At 39.3% G+C, this 16962-nt stretch carries 15 protein-coding genes and 1 other annotated feature; of the genes, 12 read left to right on the forward strand and 3 right to left on the reverse strand.

Going from position 1 to position 16962, the window contains the following annotated elements; translation table 11 throughout:
- Window positions 1–3: 3 nt before the first annotated feature.
- From queA to AN161_RS20390, 4 genes are all read left to right on the forward strand, one after another.
- Window positions 4–1047: a tRNA preQ1(34) S-adenosylmethionine ribosyltransferase-isomerase QueA gene (gene queA / locus AN161_RS20375; RefSeq protein ID WP_053596161.1), complete on the forward strand. Its 1044-nt coding sequence runs from the start codon at window positions 4–6 to the stop codon at window positions 1045–1047.
- A gap of 54 nt (window positions 1048–1101) precedes the next feature.
- Complete coding sequence (gene tgt, locus AN161_RS20380) at window positions 1102–2247, forward strand: tRNA guanosine(34) transglycosylase Tgt (RefSeq protein WP_053484805.1); 1146 nt, start codon at window positions 1102–1104, stop codon at window positions 2245–2247.
- 351 nt (window positions 2248–2598) lie between these two features.
- Complete coding sequence (yajC, locus tag AN161_RS20385) at window positions 2599–2859, forward strand: preprotein translocase subunit YajC (RefSeq protein ID WP_053596162.1); 261 nt, start codon at window positions 2599–2601, stop codon at window positions 2857–2859.
- Between the two features lie 290 nt (window positions 2860–3149).
- Window positions 3150–3785, forward strand: a complete 636-nt coding sequence (locus AN161_RS20390) for a DUF421 domain-containing protein (protein WP_053596163.1) — start codon at window positions 3150–3152, stop codon at window positions 3783–3785.
- Here AN161_RS20390 and AN161_RS20395 read toward each other — a convergent pair.
- Window positions 3782–5299: an oligosaccharide flippase family protein gene (locus tag AN161_RS20395; protein WP_053596164.1), complete on the reverse strand. Its 1518-nt coding sequence runs from the start codon at window positions 5297–5299 to the stop codon at window positions 3782–3784. The genes AN161_RS20390 and AN161_RS20395 overlap by 4 nt on opposite strands.
- Before the next feature lie 93 nt (window positions 5300–5392).
- Between AN161_RS20395 and AN161_RS20400 the strand changes: the two genes are divergently transcribed.
- Both AN161_RS20400 and secDF read left to right on the forward strand, forming a co-directional pair.
- Window positions 5393–5701, forward strand: coding sequence for a post-transcriptional regulator (locus AN161_RS20400; protein WP_053596165.1), 309 nt, complete (start codon window positions 5393–5395; stop codon window positions 5699–5701).
- Window positions 5702–6036: 335 nt separating this feature from the next.
- Complete coding sequence (gene secDF / locus AN161_RS20405) at window positions 6037–8304, forward strand: protein translocase subunit SecDF (protein WP_053596166.1); 2268 nt, start codon at window positions 6037–6039, stop codon at window positions 8302–8304.
- Between the two features lie 119 nt (window positions 8305–8423).
- Here the strand turns inward: secDF and AN161_RS20410 are convergent, their stop codons facing one another.
- Entirely contained in the window at window positions 8424–10112 is a 1689-nt protein-coding gene (locus AN161_RS20410) for a HAMP domain-containing methyl-accepting chemotaxis protein (protein ID WP_053596167.1), read from the reverse strand.
- Between the two features lie 321 nt (window positions 10113–10433).
- Window positions 10434–10717, forward strand: a binding site (T-box leader).
- Window positions 10679–10849, reverse strand: a complete 171-nt coding sequence (locus AN161_RS29905) for a hypothetical protein (RefSeq protein WP_158003077.1) — start codon at window positions 10847–10849, stop codon at window positions 10679–10681. It overlaps the preceding feature by 39 nt.
- A gap of 158 nt (window positions 10850–11007) precedes the next feature.
- Here AN161_RS29905 and AN161_RS20415 point away from each other — a divergent pair, with 158 nt between their 5' ends.
- From AN161_RS20415 to trpA, 6 genes are read left to right on the forward strand one after another with little or no spacing between them, the layout of a single operon-like run.
- Window positions 11008–12381 (forward strand): chorismate-binding protein, encoded by a 1374-nt coding sequence (locus AN161_RS20415; RefSeq protein ID WP_053596168.1) that lies wholly within the window; start codon window positions 11008–11010, stop codon window positions 12379–12381.
- The gene (trpD, locus tag AN161_RS20420; RefSeq protein ID WP_053596169.1) at window positions 12381–13412 is read left to right on the forward strand and encodes an anthranilate phosphoribosyltransferase; all 1032 of its coding nucleotides are present in this window, start codon (window positions 12381–12383) and stop codon (window positions 13410–13412) included. The genes AN161_RS20415 and trpD overlap by 1 nt, the downstream gene beginning before the upstream one ends.
- Window positions 13409–14200: an indole-3-glycerol phosphate synthase TrpC gene (gene trpC / locus AN161_RS20425; protein WP_053596170.1), complete on the forward strand. Its 792-nt coding sequence runs from the start codon at window positions 13409–13411 to the stop codon at window positions 14198–14200. Before trpD ends, trpC begins: the two co-directional genes overlap by 4 nt.
- The gene (locus tag AN161_RS20430) at window positions 14197–14811 is read left to right on the forward strand and encodes a phosphoribosylanthranilate isomerase (protein ID WP_053596171.1); all 615 of its coding nucleotides are present in this window, start codon (window positions 14197–14199) and stop codon (window positions 14809–14811) included. Before trpC ends, AN161_RS20430 begins: the two co-directional genes overlap by 4 nt.
- A complete protein-coding gene (gene trpB / locus AN161_RS20435; RefSeq protein WP_053596172.1) occupies window positions 14811–16019 on the forward strand; it encodes a tryptophan synthase subunit beta in 1209 nt (402 codons plus the stop codon). Before AN161_RS20430 ends, trpB begins: the two co-directional genes overlap by 1 nt.
- Window positions 16019–16810 carry a tryptophan synthase subunit alpha gene (trpA, locus tag AN161_RS20440; protein ID WP_053596173.1) on the forward strand — a complete coding sequence of 264 codons (792 nt, stop codon included), beginning with the start codon at window positions 16019–16021 and terminating at the stop codon, window positions 16808–16810. Before trpB ends, trpA begins: the two co-directional genes overlap by 1 nt.
- Window positions 16811–16962 lie beyond the last annotated feature (152 nt).

The raw sequence follows: 16962 nt of genomic DNA on the forward strand, positions 1-16962 counted from the left end.
TTCATGCGTGTAGAAGATTTTGATTTTGAATTGCCAGAAGAGCTTATTGCACAAACACCACTTTTGGACCGTACAGCTAGTCGTTTAATGGTCGTGACGCCAGGCTCGCAAAATGTTGAGCATCATCATTTTGCTCATATTTTAGATGAGCTACAAGCTGGAGACTGCCTTGTGTTAAATGATACAAGAGTCTTACCAGCGCGTTTAATGGGCGTTAAAGAGGAAACTGGTGCTCATATAGAGGTACTGCTATTAAAGCAAATGGCAGGTACGGATGAATGGGAAACACTTGTTAAACCAGCTAAACGTGTAAAAGTCGGCACAGTTGTAACATTTGGAGATGGCTTACTGACAGCTACTTGTACAGGAGAGCTTGATCATGGTGGACGTACATTTGAGTTTAAATATAATGGGATTTTTTATGAAATTTTAGAGCGACTTGGTGAGATGCCACTACCTCCATATATCCGTGAAAAATTAGAGGACAAGGATCGTTACCAAACCGTTTATGCAAAAGAGCGTGGCTCAGCTGCAGCACCAACTGCAGGCCTGCATTTTACAGAAGAATTACTAGAGCAAGTAAAAGCAAAAGGGGTCGAAGTTGTATTTATCACGTTACATGTGGGACTTGGAACTTTCCGTCCTGTAAGTGTAGATTCAATTGAAAATCACGCAATGCATGCCGAATTTTATAGTGTAACGGAAGAAGCCGCATCTATCATAAACCGAGTAAAGAGTAACGGTGGAAAAGTGATTGCAGTTGGTACAACCTCTACACGTACATTAGAAACTATCGGCTCTAAATATGAAGGTGAAGTGCGAGCAGAACAAGGTTGGACGTCTATTTTCATTTATCCGGGATATGAATTTACGGTTGTGGATGGTTTAATCACAAACTTCCATTTACCAAAATCGACCCTTGTAATGCTTGTTAGTACATTTGCGACAAGAGAAACAATTTTAAGTGCTTATCAACAAGCTGTAGAAGAAAAATATCGCTTCTTTAGCTTTGGTGATGCTATGTTTATTCGTCCAAAAGGAGAATAAAGAAAAAATCGGAGTACTGTTTTTACTTTAGATAAGAGAGGAATTTTTTATAATATGACACAACCAGCAATTCGTTATGAGCTACTTCATACTTGTAAGCAAACAGGAGCACGCCTTGGCATCGTGCATACGCCGCATGGCTCTTTTGAAACGCCAGCATTTATGCCTGTTGGTACACAAGCAACTGTTAAAACAATGTCACCTGAGGAATTAAAAGAAATGAATGCAGGTATTATTCTGTCAAATACGTATCATTTATGGCTCCGACCAGGTAATGATATTGTGAAGGAAGCAGGGGGCTTGCATAAATTTATGAACTGGGATCGCCCAATTTTAACAGATTCAGGTGGATTTCAAGTGTTCTCACTTAGCCAATTCCGTAAAATCGAAGAAGAAGGGGTTCACTTCCGCAATCATTTGAATGGAGATAAATTGTTTTTAAGTCCAGAAAAGGCGATGGAAATTCAAAATGATTTAGGTTCAGATATTATGATGGCATTTGATGAATGTCCACCTTACCCAGCGACATATGACTATATGCTACAATCAGTAGACCGTACTACGCGTTGGGCTAAACGTTGTAAAGAGGCACATAATCGTCCAGAAGAACAAGGTTTATTCGGTATTATTCAAGGGGGAGAATACGAGGATTTACGCCGTCGTTCTGCAGAAGCACTAGTTGAATTAGATTTCCCTGGCTATGCAATTGGAGGGTTATCTGTTGGTGAGCCTAAGGACGTCATGAACCGAGTATTAGAGTTTACAACACCATTAATGCCAACTAATAAACCACGTTATTTAATGGGTGTAGGGTCACCAGACTCATTAATTGATGGTGCTATTCGAGGCATTGATATGTTTGACTGTGTATTACCAACACGTATTGCCCGTAATGGCACATTAATGACATCAGAAGGTCGTTTAGTTGTTAAAAATGCAAAATATGCACGTGATTTCGGGCCAATTGATCCGAACTGTGATTGCTATACATGTAAAAACTATTCACGCGCGTATATCCGTCATCTAATACGTACGGAAGAAACATTTGGCATCCGTTTAACGACTTACCATAACTTACACTTCCTATTGAAACTAATGGAGCAAGTACGTGAGGCAATCCGTGAAGATCGTCTTGGCGATTTCCGAGAAGAATTTTTCGAGAAATACGGCTTTAATGGACCAAATGCGAAAAACTTCTAGTCAAAAAAGTGATCTTCACCGTAAGTTGAGACATTTACAATAGGGTTTGTTGATGAGAACACGGTGAGTCGATAAAGCGAATAGAATCGATCTTTGAACTTATCGTGTTACAACAAACAGTCGGCATTCAACCTTAGAAAGTGTGTGCCTATAACAGAATGTGCTCAATCATTTGTATAATTTAGTAAAAAACACATGCAGTTCTGAGTGAATTGTGAAAATTTCTAGCAAATTATTGTCTATCATAGAAAAAATATTAGTAATATAGAAAAAATTTGGGCTTGTCCATCGCTTTTTTAGGGTGAAATAGTCTATACTAAACAAGTGAGAATTGGAAAGGGGGCAAGAATTATGGACCAACTACTAGGATTAGCACCAATACTATTAATGTTCGTTGCAATGTGGTTTATCTTAATCCGTCCTGCTAAAAAAAGACAACAGGAAACACAAAATATGCAAGGTAATTTGCAACGTGGAGATAAAGTAATTACTATCGGTGGCTTACATGGTGTAATTGACTCAATTGAGGACGCAGCTGTAACATTAAAAATTGCAGAAAATGTTCGCGTGAAATTTGACCGTCAAGCAATCGGGCGTATTGTAAATGACTAAAATTTTTATCTTCATTCAGTAGAAAATTTCCACATCACCTACTGAATAAAGATAAAGCTTCCGGCGGATGTCACGGATTTTCAAAGGAATGAATTGTGCGAACACAATTCAAATCCGAACGTAATTACGCCAAGGCGAAATTGATCTTAAAGGCGTTGTCCAACATATATGTGGACAACGCCTTACATAATATGAATAGCTTTGTCAAAATGTAAGAATTCATTTTTGACAAGGCTTTTTTGTATAAAAAATAACTTGCAAGGTCACCTTATTATAAGGGGGTGACTGTTATGGAAGAATATTTAACGATTATTTTTAGAACATGTTTCTTATATGTGTTTATACTCATCGTTTTTCGCTTGATGGGTAAGCGTGAAGTTGGTGAATTATCTGTTATCGATTTAGTGGTATTTGTATTAATTGCAGAGGTTGCTGCCTTTGCGTTAGATGATTATGAAAATCCTTTATTTAATGCCATTTTGCCAATCATCATCTTGCTAATTATTCAAATCGGTAGTGCCTTTTTATCGCTTAAATTTAAAAGAATACGTGACTTAGTTGATGGTGATCCGGCATTGCTTGTGAGAGACGGCATTATTCTAGAGAGTGAAATGCGGAAGCACCGCTATAATTTAGATGATTTATGCCAGCAATTACGTGAAAATGGTATAGCTTCTGTCACAGATATAGCTTATGCCTATTTAGAGCCTTCTGGCAATCTTTCCGTTTACAAAAAAGATGAAAAGACATTTGTTTATCCACTGATTATCGACGGTGATATTCAGGATAGGCATTTAAAGATATTGCATAAAGATGTTGATTGGTTAATGGCAGAGCTTGCTAAAAATAATATTCAGGATAGTAGCGCTGTATTTTTTTGTATATGGGAGGATAATCGGCTACATATCCAGTTGAAAGAAACTTAAACTTTCTTGGCCAACTTACGAAGATAGCGTAAATCTGTTATGCGTAACTGATTGGAAAGTAGCAAGAATGTAAATAGTAAAAACAAGGTTACACAGCTACTCAAAATTAATGGGAGTGGCATTATTTGCATCAGGAAATACTGGGTAACACAAACGGCAATAAAGCAGCTATAAGGAACAACAAACATTCTAAAGCCAGCACGTAAATTCTTACGCTGTCTTACTGTTGCAATATGCAAAAAAGAAGTTAGTAAAACGCCAAAGCCAATTGCTACAACGGCACCTTTTTCCTGTATACCAGGCTGAGAAGCAAGTACGAACATGACAAAGAGCTTACCAAGTCCTCCGTAAATGGAGTTCATCATTGCTGCACGAGCCTCACCAATTGCTTGTAATATAGAATGCAATGGACTTTGAATATAATAAAAATAAAAAATAGGAGCTAATATTTTCACATAACCACGATTTTCTTGTAAGTGAAAGAGCTTCATAGCTAATTCGTCGCCATGAACGAAAAAGTACGTGGCGGCAACACAGCCTACCAAGGAAGATAGTCGCAATGATACAGAAATACGTTCCTGTAGGAGCGGTATATGCTGACGTGCAACGGCGTCGCTAACAGCCGGTATAAGGACAATCGAAAGTGCAGCAGATACAAAAGCTGGGAATAATAATAGAGGGACTAATACACCCGAAATAACCCCATATAAAATTGTTGCTGCTGAAGCTGTCAATCCAGCCATCGTTAAAGCCTTTAAAAAAATTATAGGCTCTAAAAACCAAGTAAATGATCCGAACAGCTTGCTTCCAGCAGAAGGAAGGGCAATTCGTAACATCGGGGCAGCTGGATAAGCTTCAATTTTGTTTTTTCGTGCCGATAATTTTTTCTTTGAGACAATATAATGCATCCACAAATACAAGAAAGCAACGACCTCAGCTAGTAACGTAATACCCATAGCAGAGGCTGCTGTAACAGCAGCATTATTATAGGCAGCCACAAAAGGAATCGTAAATGTGATGAAGCTAATGCGGATAATTTGCTCAATCATTTGAGCCCAAGCTGTTGGCGTAATTTTCGCAATGCCCTGTAAATAAGCACGCAATAACCCAGAGCCAACTGCCACTGGCACAGTAAAGAGTGCAATCCAAAGCGTAAATGTCGTATGTTCATTATGTAAAAGCGTAGTCGAGATATATGGTATTGTAAGTGCAACAATCGGCATAAAGATGATCATTCCAATAAATGACCAAAGAATAGCCGTACGCATAACACCAAAGATGCTATCACGTTTGTTTTTTGCTAGTAACTCTGCTACAATTTTTGCCACAGCGATAGGTAGTCCAAGTTGAATGAGTGAGATGAAGAAAATGAACGCAGGATAGACGGTCATATAAATGCCGACTGCCTCTTCACCAGCGATACGCATAAATTGCATTCTATAAAAGAAGCCAAAGAGTTTCGATAAAAAAATCACGAACATTAAAAATAGTGTACCTCGTACAAAAGAACTCATGCCATCCGTCCCTTCTCAAGCCACAAAAATTCATTTACACTATTTGTATGCAAACATGTCTTACGATACAACTTTGATTGGAGATGATTCAAAATGAGTATGCAACATGAGCAACTATTTGAAAAAATTCGTCCGGCAATTGATAGTAAGATGGAAGAGTTTAAACATTATCAATACGATGCGATTACAGCAGAAGAACTATGGCGCTATTGTGTAGAAAAAAAATGGCGCAAAAAAAATATTGAACAATTACGTTTATATGAAATCATCGCCACTATCTTTGCGGTATCACCGTCCGATATCGTATCGTTTAATCAAGTAGAATTTTTACAAAGTAATGATTGGTTTACAGAATTGAATACGGAAGAGTTGAAAATGCTACTTGGTCCGGTTAAAACTTAAGAAGACTGTGTGAAATTTGTCAAATAATAAAAGAATACTAAAAGTGTTGAATTGACACCAAGCGCAACGTGTTTCATAATGAATATGTTGCGCTTTTTTTATTTGTATAAATATTTTTACTGACAAACCTCCTTATAGTTCTTATCTGAATTTGGAGGCTTAACAGGGATAAATTTGCGCGTTATGAACGATTGAAATAAGTAGAGCAACCTTTTTGAAGCACAGGCTACATTATTCTAAAGGAAAAGGAGGAATAAACGTTTCAAAAGGACTTGCTATTATACTTGTTTGTAGTGTAAGGAATTGCCTTACACCAATTCGAGGAGGATTTTTAAATGAAACTAAAAAGTCGTATAGTTGCATTCGTACTACTTTTGGTGATTTTTACAGCAACCATTAGTACGACTGCAGGCGGCGTCTTAAAGGACATTAAGCTTGGTCTTGACTTACAGGGCGGGTTTGAGGTTCTTTATGAGGTTAAAGAATTAAAAGAGGGACAAAAAATTACACCGGATGTTGTGACGGCAACAGCAACTGCTCTTGGTGAACGTGTCAATGCTATCGGGGTAAGTGAACCAAGCATACAGGTTGAAGACAAAAACCGTATTCGTGTGCAATTAGCTGGTGTCGAAGACCAAGAATCAGCACGTAAATTATTGTCTACATCTGCAAATTTAACATTCCGTGATGTTGACGATAATTTGCTTTTAGATGGTGATGACTTAAAGCCAGGTGGCGCTAATGATTCCTTTGACCAGCAAAATCGTCCAATTGTTTCGCTAACATTAAAGGATGCGAAAAAATTTGCCGATATTACAAGTAAAATTGCCGCTAAACCTGCAGGTCAAAATTTACTTGTTGTTTGGTTAGACTTTGAAGAGGGTGTTGATTCATATAAAGCTGAATCACAAAAAGCGAAGCCTCGTTATGCATCTGCTGCAACAGTTAGCCAAACATTAAATACAACAGATGTAATGATTAGCGGTAACTTTTCTGTTGAAGAAACAAAAAATTTATCAGATATTTTAAATGCTGGGGCACTTCCTGTAAAACTTAACGAAATTTATTCTACTTCAGTTGGTGCACAATTCGGTGACCAAGCACTGAAAAGTACAATTTTCGCTGGTGTGGTGGGCGTAGTTATTATTTTCTTATTTATGCTATTCTACTACCGTTTGCCTGGCCTTATTTCCATCATTACACTTGCCGTTTTCACTTTCCTAGTACTAGTTGTGTTCGACTGGATTAATGCAGTGTTAACACTTCCGGGTATTGCAGCTATCGTGCTCGGTATAGGGATGGCCGTTGATGCGAATATTTTAGCAGCAGAGCGTATTCGTGAAGAGCTACGAGTAGGTCATTCGGTTAAACAAGCATTCCAAATTGGCTCGAAGCAGTCTTTATCAGCAATTGTCGATGCACAGCTAACTACATTATTAGCAGCTGCTGTATTATTCCAATGGGGGACAAGCTCTGTTAAAGGGTTTGCAACAACTTTAATTATTAGTATTTTACTAAGCTTCCTAACAGCTGTTTGGGGTTCTCGTGTACTATTAGGTTTACTTGTCAACAGTGGGTATTTCAACAATCCAGCATGGTTTGGTATCGCGAAATCTACACAACATAGCTTGGATGAAAATATCGGTACATTAGATTTATCAACAAAATTTGATCGCTTTGACTTTGTACACAACCGTAAGAAATTCTATACATTCTCATTAGCTATTTTAGTGGCTGGTTTAGTAGTTCTTGGTATTTTCCGCTTAAACCTTGGTATTGATTTCTCAAGTGGTACTCGCGTGCAAATTGAAGCAGATCAAACGTTGATTAAAGAGGAAGTATCTAAATATGTAGATAGTATCGGTTTCCCATCTGAAGATATCGTTTTGACAGGTGAGAAGAGTAGCTCTGCGGTAATCCGTTATAAACATGATCTATCTCAAGCAGAAATTTTAAAATTCAAAAAAGAAGCAGGCGAAAAATATGGTCATGAGCCTGGGATAAGTACAGTGTCTCCAACTATCGGTAAAGAGCTTGTGAAAAATGCGATTAAAGCATTATCACTTGCGGCTATCGGTATCATTATCTATGTAGCAATTCGTTTCGAGTGGCGCATGGGTGTTGGGGCAATTGTCTCGTTACTACATGACGTATTCTTGATTGTTGCTGTTTTCAGCTTTATGCGCTTAGAAGTCGATATTACGTTCATTGCTGCTGTTCTGACGATTGTCGGCTACTCCATTAATGATACGATAGTTACATTTGACCGAATGCGTGAAAACTTAGGACGATATGATACGATTAAGGACCGTGAAGTGTTAGCGGATATCGTCAACAAATCACTACGTCAAACGATGGGTCGATCTGTTAACACAGTGTTAACCGTTATTATCGTTGTAGTGGCACTTCTTATTTTCGGTGCACCATCGATTCAAAACTTCTCCATCGCTTTATTAATTGGTTTAATAACAGGTATGTATTCTTCAATTTGTATTGCTGCACAAATCTGGTATTCATTAAAAATTCGTGAAATGAAAAAATCAGATGGTCAGATTCACAAAAAAGAGAAAAAACAATGGGGAACTGATGAGCCAGTTGTTTAACAAAAGACCTTAATACGAAACAGGGAAGGAACTTTTCTTTCCCTGTTTTTTTAGATGGTAACAAAAAGAATCTGCTTGCTTTCTCTTGGGGAAGCAGCAGATTCTTTTTGTTTCGTCCATTAAAGTTTAAATTGTTGTAGTAAAGACTGCAGTTGCTGAGCGTTGTCGCTTAATTCCTCAGCTACTTCATTCACCTGCTGCATTGTTGCAGCTTGTTCCTCTACTGCTTCAGTGATCATTTGTGAGTTGCCCGCTGAAATGTTCGCGCCATTTGCAATTTCTGTTACAGAGGCAGCTACTTCTTCAGCACTTGCTGAAATCTGTTCTGAAGTAGCTGAAATATCTTCAATTTGGTCGGTAAATGCTTGCACAGATTTTGTAATGGAATCGAATGCATCACCGGCTTCATGAATTTTCGCTACGCCATCCTGGACAGATGCTAAGCCTTCATTCACAGCAACTGCTACATTTCTTGTATCGGTTTGAATTTCATTTGTAATGGCGACAATTTGGCCAGCAGATTGATTGGATTCTTCAGCAAGTTTTCGTACTTCATCTGCTACAACCGCGAAGCCTTTCCCGTGCTCACCAGCTCGTGCTGCTTCGATAGCCGCATTGAGTGCCAGTAAATTTGTTTGTTCAGTTATAGTAGTAATTACTTTTGTAATTTGACCGATTTCCTCAGATTGTTTACTTAGCTTTTGCGTTAAATCGGCAATTCGTGTAGTAGCTTCAGAAATTGTATCCATCTGCTCTTTGGCAGTTGTAATTGTTTTACCACCCATATTGGCAAGCTGCGTCATATTCATGGCATTGTGATGCAAATTTTGAGTAGCCTCAGCAATTCGTTGTACACCAGCAGCTGTCTCGTCCATAGCTAGAGCACTTTGTTGAGAGGCACTAGCAGATGAAGATAAATGGTTTGACGTGTCTTGTACTCGATGTGAAATGTCGCTTGATGTTGTTGTCACTTCTACAGTGCTTGCGGAAAGTTCTTCAGAAGCAGCAGATAATTGTGTAGCATTATCCTGAACATTTTTAAGCAGTACAGATAAATTCTGTTTTAATGCATTCACTGCTGTGGCAAGTGTACCAATCTCATCTTTTGAGTGATGTTCAAGCTGAGCAATCGTTAAATCGCCTTGTGCTAATGTATCGGCTGCGTTAATCACTTTACGAAGTGGTTGAGTAATGTAGCTTTTTACAAAATGCATAAAATATAAACCAACAATTGCACTTAAAACAAGTAAGATAATTGAAATAATAATAGCTAGTGCAACTGTTTGGACAACACTTGTCTTAACTTTATCAAGCTGTTCATCATGATAATTTAATAAATCACTTGTTAGAGAGTAAATTTCTTTATTACTTTTTGTAACTTCCCCATTTATGTATGATAGTGCTAAATCTGTATTTCCACTATTAAATGCTTGTACAGCTTTTTCAGAACTTGTTAGTAAATCTTGCTGTAATTTGGTTACTTGCTTCATAATATTTTTTGTGTAATCGGAGCGAACAATGTTGGAAAGCTCCTGAATCGTCTCTGGTAGTAGTTTTTCATAACGCTCTAAATTTGACTTTGTAGTCTCATCCTTATTATTTAGAATATAAGAGCGTAAAAAGAGTCCTTGTGAGGCAAGCTCCTGCTGTATATTCTCTGTTAATTGGATTTGCAAGATTCTATGATCAAGTACCTCTACAATGTCTCCTTCTACTGACTTAAATTGAATAAATGAAATAATACTTGATAATAAAAGTAAACAAGTGAGTGAAATAAAACCGATATTTAGTTTTTTACGAACGGACATATTCGTTCCTACTTTCTTTTATTTATTAGAGAATAAATGTTCTGGAATTACTATAACTTGATATTTTTACGAGGTCAATACTTGAAAAACACTCAAAAGTAGGTAGTTAAGGTTCCTTTTTATGGTATATATAGAGGGACTTTTTCCTTTGTATATAATTTCAAAATTTCTTTCAACATTTTTTCTTTTTCTCTGAATTGATTGACAATTTCCGTAGTTTGGCATAGAATAAGGCTAACTTTTTTGTTCGATACAAGGTAGATGATCTCGGGAGCGAGGTCAACCTTAGAACAGATGAGCTGAGTTTAGATGAGAATAGCTGAGAAATTGTTGAATAAGAGTAGTAGCATAAGTGTGCAATTTAGAGAGTCAGTGGATGGTGCAAACTGATTTGTAGCTTATGTGAATGGACTTATGAGAGTCGCTAATTATAATAGCGAACGGATTCCCCACGTTAAAGGGGGTGCTTTGACTTAGATAAAACAAATCTTTTCGTCATTAACTCAAAAGATATGGCGATTTTACTGACGAACTAAGCTGAGCACATAAGGGAGAGCAAATATGCTCTAATATGAGGTGGCAACGCGGTCATGATCGTCCTCTGCAATTAGGAAAAATCCTTTTTGCAGGGGACTTTTTTTATTGTTTTTATTTGCAGGGGATGAAGACTTCGCTTTCGCACAGAAAACAATTGTTGCTGTCGCTACGTTAGCACTACGCTTTCGCACAGAAAACAATTTGTTGCCCCTACGTCCCTAGGAAAGCACCCAGTCGGAACGGAAATCAACCCTACGCTATGATGAGGATCCTTTTTTCAACAAAAACCGATTCAGCAGCTAAACATTTGTAAGTCTTACGTTAGATAGGGAAAATTTAAAAAAGGAGTTTGGTAACAATGCTATCGACGAGTTCAAGAACAAAAATGAAAACCATTAATGCTGATTCTTTAACGCCGATTTTAATTTTTAGACGCCTACAAGGGAAGCATAAATTTTTGCTTGAGAGTTCAGCACAGCATGAGGGAGCAGGACGTTTTTCTTTTATCGGTGCAAATCCAAGAAAAACGTATAAAGGCTTTGGAGATGAGATTCAGGAATATTCATATAAGACTGGAAACACATATACACATAAGGGCGATCTTTTTGTGTTACTGAAAAGATTAATGCCACGTATATCCAATACGACACAATTCCCGTTTTCAGGCGGAGCTGTTGGCTATGTTGGTCATGCTGCAACAACGACATTATCGACTAGTCAGGATAAAGTGCAGCTACCAGATGTGCATTTCCATGTGTATGAGACAGTCATTGTATTTGATCATGTAACAGATGAGGTTACATTGATTCATACAAATATTGATGCAGAAAAAAAAGAACCAAATTTAGAGGAGCTGGCAGAGCAGCTGTTAAAGGGTAGGGAAGATGAGGATACAACTTGTAGCTATGAAGCTTTTGAATCGACTACGAATGAACAATTTGTAACATCCCTGACATCTATCAAAGCTAATTTAGATGAAGATATTACAAGGGTCGTGCTGTCAAAGCGTTTTTTAGCAAAGTTCCAAGGAGATTCTTTCGCATTATATCGCCAGTTGCGTAAAAAGGATCCTGCTCCTTATATGTATTATGTAGAATTTGAGGATCATATTGTCTTGGGAACTTCTCCGGAAAGCCTAATTCGAGTAAAAGGTGAGCGTGTGATTATGACACCAACAGAGGGGACATTTCCTAGAGGTTCCACAAAAGGTGAAGATTTAGAATATGAACGAAAGCTATATGAAAACACAGATATTAGGAAGTCACATGAAGCACTTGTTTCTGCGGTACAACAAGAGCTACAGTCTGTGTGCTTCCGAGATTCCATTCAAGTCATTGAGGCGATGAGAATTGAGCGTTCAAAGCATGCATTACATATGACATCGAGAGTCGAGGGTCAAATATTACCGATGCTTCATGCACTTGATGTCTTAGCTGCGACGTTACCATCCTTTGCATCAACAGGTATTCCAAAGGATCAGGCAAAGGACTATTTAGAAAAATCTAGTCAAACTGCTGGGGTATTTGGAGGAGCTCTTGGATTTATTGGTTTTAACGGTCATCTTGATTTTGCTTTAACAGGAAAATCCATTGTTATAGAAAATGAAACGATGCATATGCAATCAACTGTAACGGTAACCAAATACACAAACGTCAAAGAAGTATTAAAACAAGTAGAAAAGGACGAACAGGAATTTTTGCAACTACTTGAAAAAGAAGGAGGTCAACACTAATGGAAGGTATTCGTCAAAAAGTACAACAACGAGAGCATTTAATGTATGAGGAAATGCTACAGGCAGCAAAATGGATGTTCCAAGATGACACACCGAAGGAACAAATCGGTAGCTTTTTAACGGCATTATCTGCCAAAGGTGAAACAGCACATGAAGTAGCGGCATTAGCTACAATTATGCGTTCCTTTGCACTAGACGTACCAGCAAAAGCAGGTGTCTATATGGATAATTGCGGTACTGGTGGCGATGGTCTTAATACATTTAATATAAGTACAACTTGCGCCTTTGTATTGGCAGGGGCAGGTGTCAAAATGACGAAGCACGGCAATCGTAAAATTTCTTCGGCATCAGGCAGCTCTGATGTTTTGGAGGCACTCGGTATTCATACGAATATTTCCATTGAACAAACTGTTGATCTGTTAGAGAAAGAAGGAATTGCCTTTTTATATGCTCCAAATGTGCATCCGAAATTAAAGAGGATTGGGGAGGTTCGTCGGGCACTAGGCAAGCCAACTATTTTTAATCTTGTCGGTCCACTTACGAATCCAGTGCCTTTATCGACGCAATTTACAGGCATTAACCGTCCTAATTTTGTCATGGAGTATGCTTCCGTATTACAAATGCTCGGGCGTGAACGTGCAATGGTCGTTTCGGGGCCACTAGGTTTAGATGAGGCGTCATTAGCTGGTCAAAATACTTTTGTCTTAGTAGATAAGGGAGACTTAATCCCTTTTTCTTTAACTCCAGAGGATGCGGGGCTCAGCTATGCACCAATAGAGGCTATTCGTGGAGGCAATGCTGATGAAAATGCTGCTATTATGCGTAAATTATTAGCTGGTGAACAAAGTGCTTATTTTGACACAGTTTTATTGAATGCTGGTATTGGGTTGTTCAGCTATGGAATTGCTGAAACCGTTAAAGAAGGTGTAGAAATGGCGAAGGATAGTATTTTTAGCGGGCGTGCCCAACGAAAATTAGAGGCAGTCGTTGCTTATAGTGAGAATATTAAAGAAGTGGAGGTCCGACAATGAATATCTTAAATAAAATTCTCGAACAAAAAAAGCTAGAAGTCGGTGCTTTACTTGAACGGCCCGACCCATTAGCGAACTTTACAGAAAAGCTGCGTCCATCATTATTTGAGCGATTGCGAAAAGCTGAAACATTACAGGTTATTTCTGAAATGAAGCGTGCTTCCCCCTCAAAGGGGCTAATCGCAGAAGGGGCAGATCCGGTGGCACAAGCAAAAATTTATGCAGAAGCAGGGGCAGCGGCCATTTCTGTTTTAACAGATAAAGAGTTTTTTAAAGGCTCCTTTGATGATTTAGCCGCAGTTGCAAATGCTGTTCAAACGCCACTTCTTTGTAAGGATTTTATGATCGATCGTGTGCAAATTCGATTTGCAAAGGCATCAGGTGCATCCATTATTTTACTAATTGTGGCCGCGTTAACAGATGAGGCATTACGCGATCTATATAGCTATGCAACAAGCTTAAATCTAGAGGTGTTAGTAGAGGTACATGATCTTGAGGAGCTTGAGCGTGCTATTGCAGTTGGTGCCAAACTGATTGGCGTTAATAACCGTGATTTACGCACCTTTGAGGTGAGCTTAGAACGGACACGTGAAATTGCTCAAGCTTTTCAGTTCGAAGAAGAGAAAGTATTAATAAGTGAAAGTGGGATTTGGACGCAAAAAGACGCTAAAGCGGTGGCAGCGATGGGAGCTAGTGGCGTTCTTGTAGGTGAGTCATTAATGCGCAGTGGTGATGCAGGTACTGCGCTAAAAAGTTTACAGGTCAATAAGGTGGGGGCATTTGTATGACGAAGGTAAAAATTTGTGGACTAAAGGAACGACAGCATGTACAGGCAGCAGTAGAGATAGGAGCGGATGCAATTGGTTTTGTCTTTGCACCAAGTAAACGACGAGTGACGGTTGAACAGGCACAGCAATTAGTAAAACATGTGCCAAATGGCGTTTTAAAAATTGGTGTGTTTGTTAATCCAAGCGCAGAGGAATTACGCACAGCGGTAGAAGGAGTGCCATTAGATTATGTGCAATACCACGGGGAAGAATCTCCGGAGTTTATAAGTCAACAAGGTTATCCAGCCATTAAAGCTTTGTCCGTTAGAGGTGCTGAAGATGTTCAGATGGCTGCTAACTATGATGTAGACTACTACTTATTTGATGCACCAGGCACAGATTTTAAAGGTGGCAGTGGTCACACGTTTGATTGGACCCTCTTAGAGATGGTAGGAATTCCGCGAGAAAAGTTAATTTTAGCGGGTGGTTTGCAAGCTGAAAATATTGAAGAGGCGGTATCACTTGTGTCTCCATCTATGGTAGATGTATCGAGTGGTGTGGAGACGGACGGTGTTAAAGATATAGCAAAAATAACCGCATTTATACAGGCAGTAAAGAAGGGGAGAGCATAATGGCGAATTCAATAGCAAATAGTGTACCCACAAAGGAAGGGCGTTACGGAAAATATGGTGGACAATTTGTTCCGGAAACATTAATGACTGCTTTGTTAGAATTAGAGACGGCTTATGATGAGGCAATGCATGATCAAACATTTACGGATGAGCTGGCCTATTATTTACAACAATACGTTGGTCGTGAGACGCCGTTGTACTACGCAGAAAATTTAACAAAAGAGCTAGGTGGCGCGAAGGTTTATTTAAAGCGTGAAGATTTAAATCATACTGGAGCCCATAAGATTAATAATGCGATTGGTCAAGCGCTTCTTGCCAAACGAATGGGTAAAAGGAAAATAGTGGCAGAAACGGGTGCGGGACAGCATGGAGTGGCAACGGCAACTGCATGCGCATTATTGAATCTTGAATGTGTTGTATTTATGGGGGCAGAGGATATCAAACGCCAACAGTTGAATGTGTTTCGCATGGAGCTACTCGGTACAAAAGTAGAGTCTGTAGAAACCGGTTCAAAAACATTGAAGGATGCTGTCAATGCAGCACTGCGCTACTGGGTGACAAATGTTGAAGATACTCATTATATTTTAGGCTCAGCTTTAGGACCACATCCATTTCCGAAAATCGTAAGGGATTTCCAGCGCGTCATTGGTGTTGAAACTAGAAAGCAGATTTTAGAAAAGGAAGGACGTTTACCAGATGCAGTCGTTGCCTGTATAGGCGGTGGTAGTAATGCAATTGGTATGTTTCATCCTTTTGTCGACGACGAAACTGTGGCGCTATACGGAGTAGAGGCTGCAGGCAGTGGCATTGAGACAGGAAAGCATGCGGCAGCAATTGCAGGTGGACAGCTAGGAGTGTTACACGGTGCATACATGTATTTATTACAAGATGAAAATGGCTTTGTGCAAGAAGCACACTCTATTTCAGCTGGTCTAGATTATCCAGGGAAGGGACCGGAGCATTGCTATTTACATGATATTGGGCGTGCTAAATTTGATTCGATTACAGATAGTGAAGCACTCGAGGGCTTGCAGTTACTTTGTAGAACAGAAGGTATACTACCTGCCTTAGAAAGTTCTCATGCCATTGCCTATACAGCAAAACTCGCGAAGACAATGTCTACAGATGACATCCTCGTTGTGTGCTTATCCGGCCGAGGAGATAAGGATGTTCATACTGTCCGTAAAGCATTAGGAGGAGATGTATAATGACAACACTACAGCAGGCAATTGAACAAATGAAGGTCGCTGGTAATAAAGCGTTTGTACCATATATTATGGCGGGTGACGGGGGTCTCGAAACTTTGAAGCCTACAATCCTGAAGCTGCAGCAAATAGGTGTAACGGCAATTGAAGTTGGCATACCATTCTCGGATCCTGTAGCAGACGGACCGACAATAGAGCAGGCAGGTGAACGAGCTTTAGCAGAGGGCGTAACATTACGTAAAGTGCTAGCAGCATTAGCTTCATTTAAAGAAGAAATTCAAGTTCCGTTAGTTGTCATGACTTATTTTAATCCCGTATTAGCTTATGGGTTAGAGGCATTTGCTAAGGCTTGTGTGGCCGGGGGCGTTAAAGGATTAATCGTCCCTGATGTACCACTAGAGGAAAGTGCTATTTTACATGATGAATTAAATCCTTATGGTATCGACATTGTCCAGCTTGTATCATTAACAAGCCCTCCAGAGCGAATTGCACGTATTGCTGCTGCCAGTCAAGGCTTTGTCTATGCTGTGACAGTCAATGGAATTACAGGGGCCCGCACAAGCTTTGCTAATGATTTAGACGGTCATTTTGCACGTTTACGTGAAGTAAGCCAAATACCAGTACTAGCAGGCTTTGGCATTTCAACTCCAGAGCAAGTAGTAAGCATGGGGGCACTTAGTGATGGCGTGATCGTTGGCAGTGCGATAGTGACAGCATTGCATGAAGGTGATTTGGAGAAGGTTGAGGCATTAGTGTCCGCTTCAAAAGGTGAGCTCGAGAAGTCTACTCTTTAACGGAGTAGGCTTTTTTCTTTTGAGACTGGTATTCAAGGCTTTGACGGTTCTATCCACGACTTTGACTCTTCTATCCGTCACTCTGAATCTCTTTCCATCACTGGCCGGTTCTATCCGTCGCTCTGACTTCTATCCTTCGGGTAGTTTAGTAA

It is taken from the genome of Lysinibacillus sp. FJAT-14222 (assembly GCF_001278875.1).
Classification (GTDB): Bacteria; Bacillota; Bacilli; order Bacillales_A; family Planococcaceae; genus Lysinibacillus; species Lysinibacillus agricola.

What these genes read in the sequence shown, in the direction of transcription:
- AN161_RS20400 (WP_053596165.1), top strand. Translation starts at nt 5,393, where the DNA reads ATGAGTATGCAACATGAGCAACTATTTGAAAAAATTCGTCCGGCAATT.
- AN161_RS20390 (WP_053596163.1), top strand. Translation starts at nt 3,150, where the DNA reads ATGGAAGAATATTTAACGATTATTTTTAGAACATGTTTCTTATATGTG.
- AN161_RS20415 (WP_053596168.1), top strand. Translation starts at nt 11,008, where the DNA reads ATGCTATCGACGAGTTCAAGAACAAAAATGAAAACCATTAATGCTGAT.
- AN161_RS20410 (WP_053596167.1), bottom strand. Translation starts at nt 10,112, where the DNA reads ATGTCCGTTCGTAAAAAACTAAATATCGGTTTTATTTCACTCACTTGT.
- queA (WP_053596161.1), top strand. Translation starts at nt 4, where the DNA reads ATGCGTGTAGAAGATTTTGATTTTGAATTGCCAGAAGAGCTTATTGCA.
- trpB (WP_053596172.1), top strand. Translation starts at nt 14,811, where the DNA reads ATGGCGAATTCAATAGCAAATAGTGTACCCACAAAGGAAGGGCGTTAC.
- trpA (WP_053596173.1), top strand. Translation starts at nt 16,019, where the DNA reads ATGACAACACTACAGCAGGCAATTGAACAAATGAAGGTCGCTGGTAAT.
- trpD (WP_053596169.1), top strand. Translation starts at nt 12,381, where the DNA reads ATGGAAGGTATTCGTCAAAAAGTACAACAACGAGAGCATTTAATGTAT.
- tgt (WP_053484805.1), top strand. Translation starts at nt 1,102, where the DNA reads ATGACACAACCAGCAATTCGTTATGAGCTACTTCATACTTGTAAGCAA.
- trpC (WP_053596170.1), top strand. Translation starts at nt 13,409, where the DNA reads ATGAATATCTTAAATAAAATTCTCGAACAAAAAAAGCTAGAAGTCGGT.
- AN161_RS20395 (WP_053596164.1), bottom strand. Translation starts at nt 5,299, where the DNA reads ATGAGTTCTTTTGTACGAGGTACACTATTTTTAATGTTCGTGATTTTT.
- secDF (WP_053596166.1), top strand. Translation starts at nt 6,037, where the DNA reads ATGAAACTAAAAAGTCGTATAGTTGCATTCGTACTACTTTTGGTGATT.
- AN161_RS20430 (WP_053596171.1), top strand. Translation starts at nt 14,197, where the DNA reads ATGACGAAGGTAAAAATTTGTGGACTAAAGGAACGACAGCATGTACAG.
- yajC (WP_053596162.1), top strand. Translation starts at nt 2,599, where the DNA reads ATGGACCAACTACTAGGATTAGCACCAATACTATTAATGTTCGTTGCA.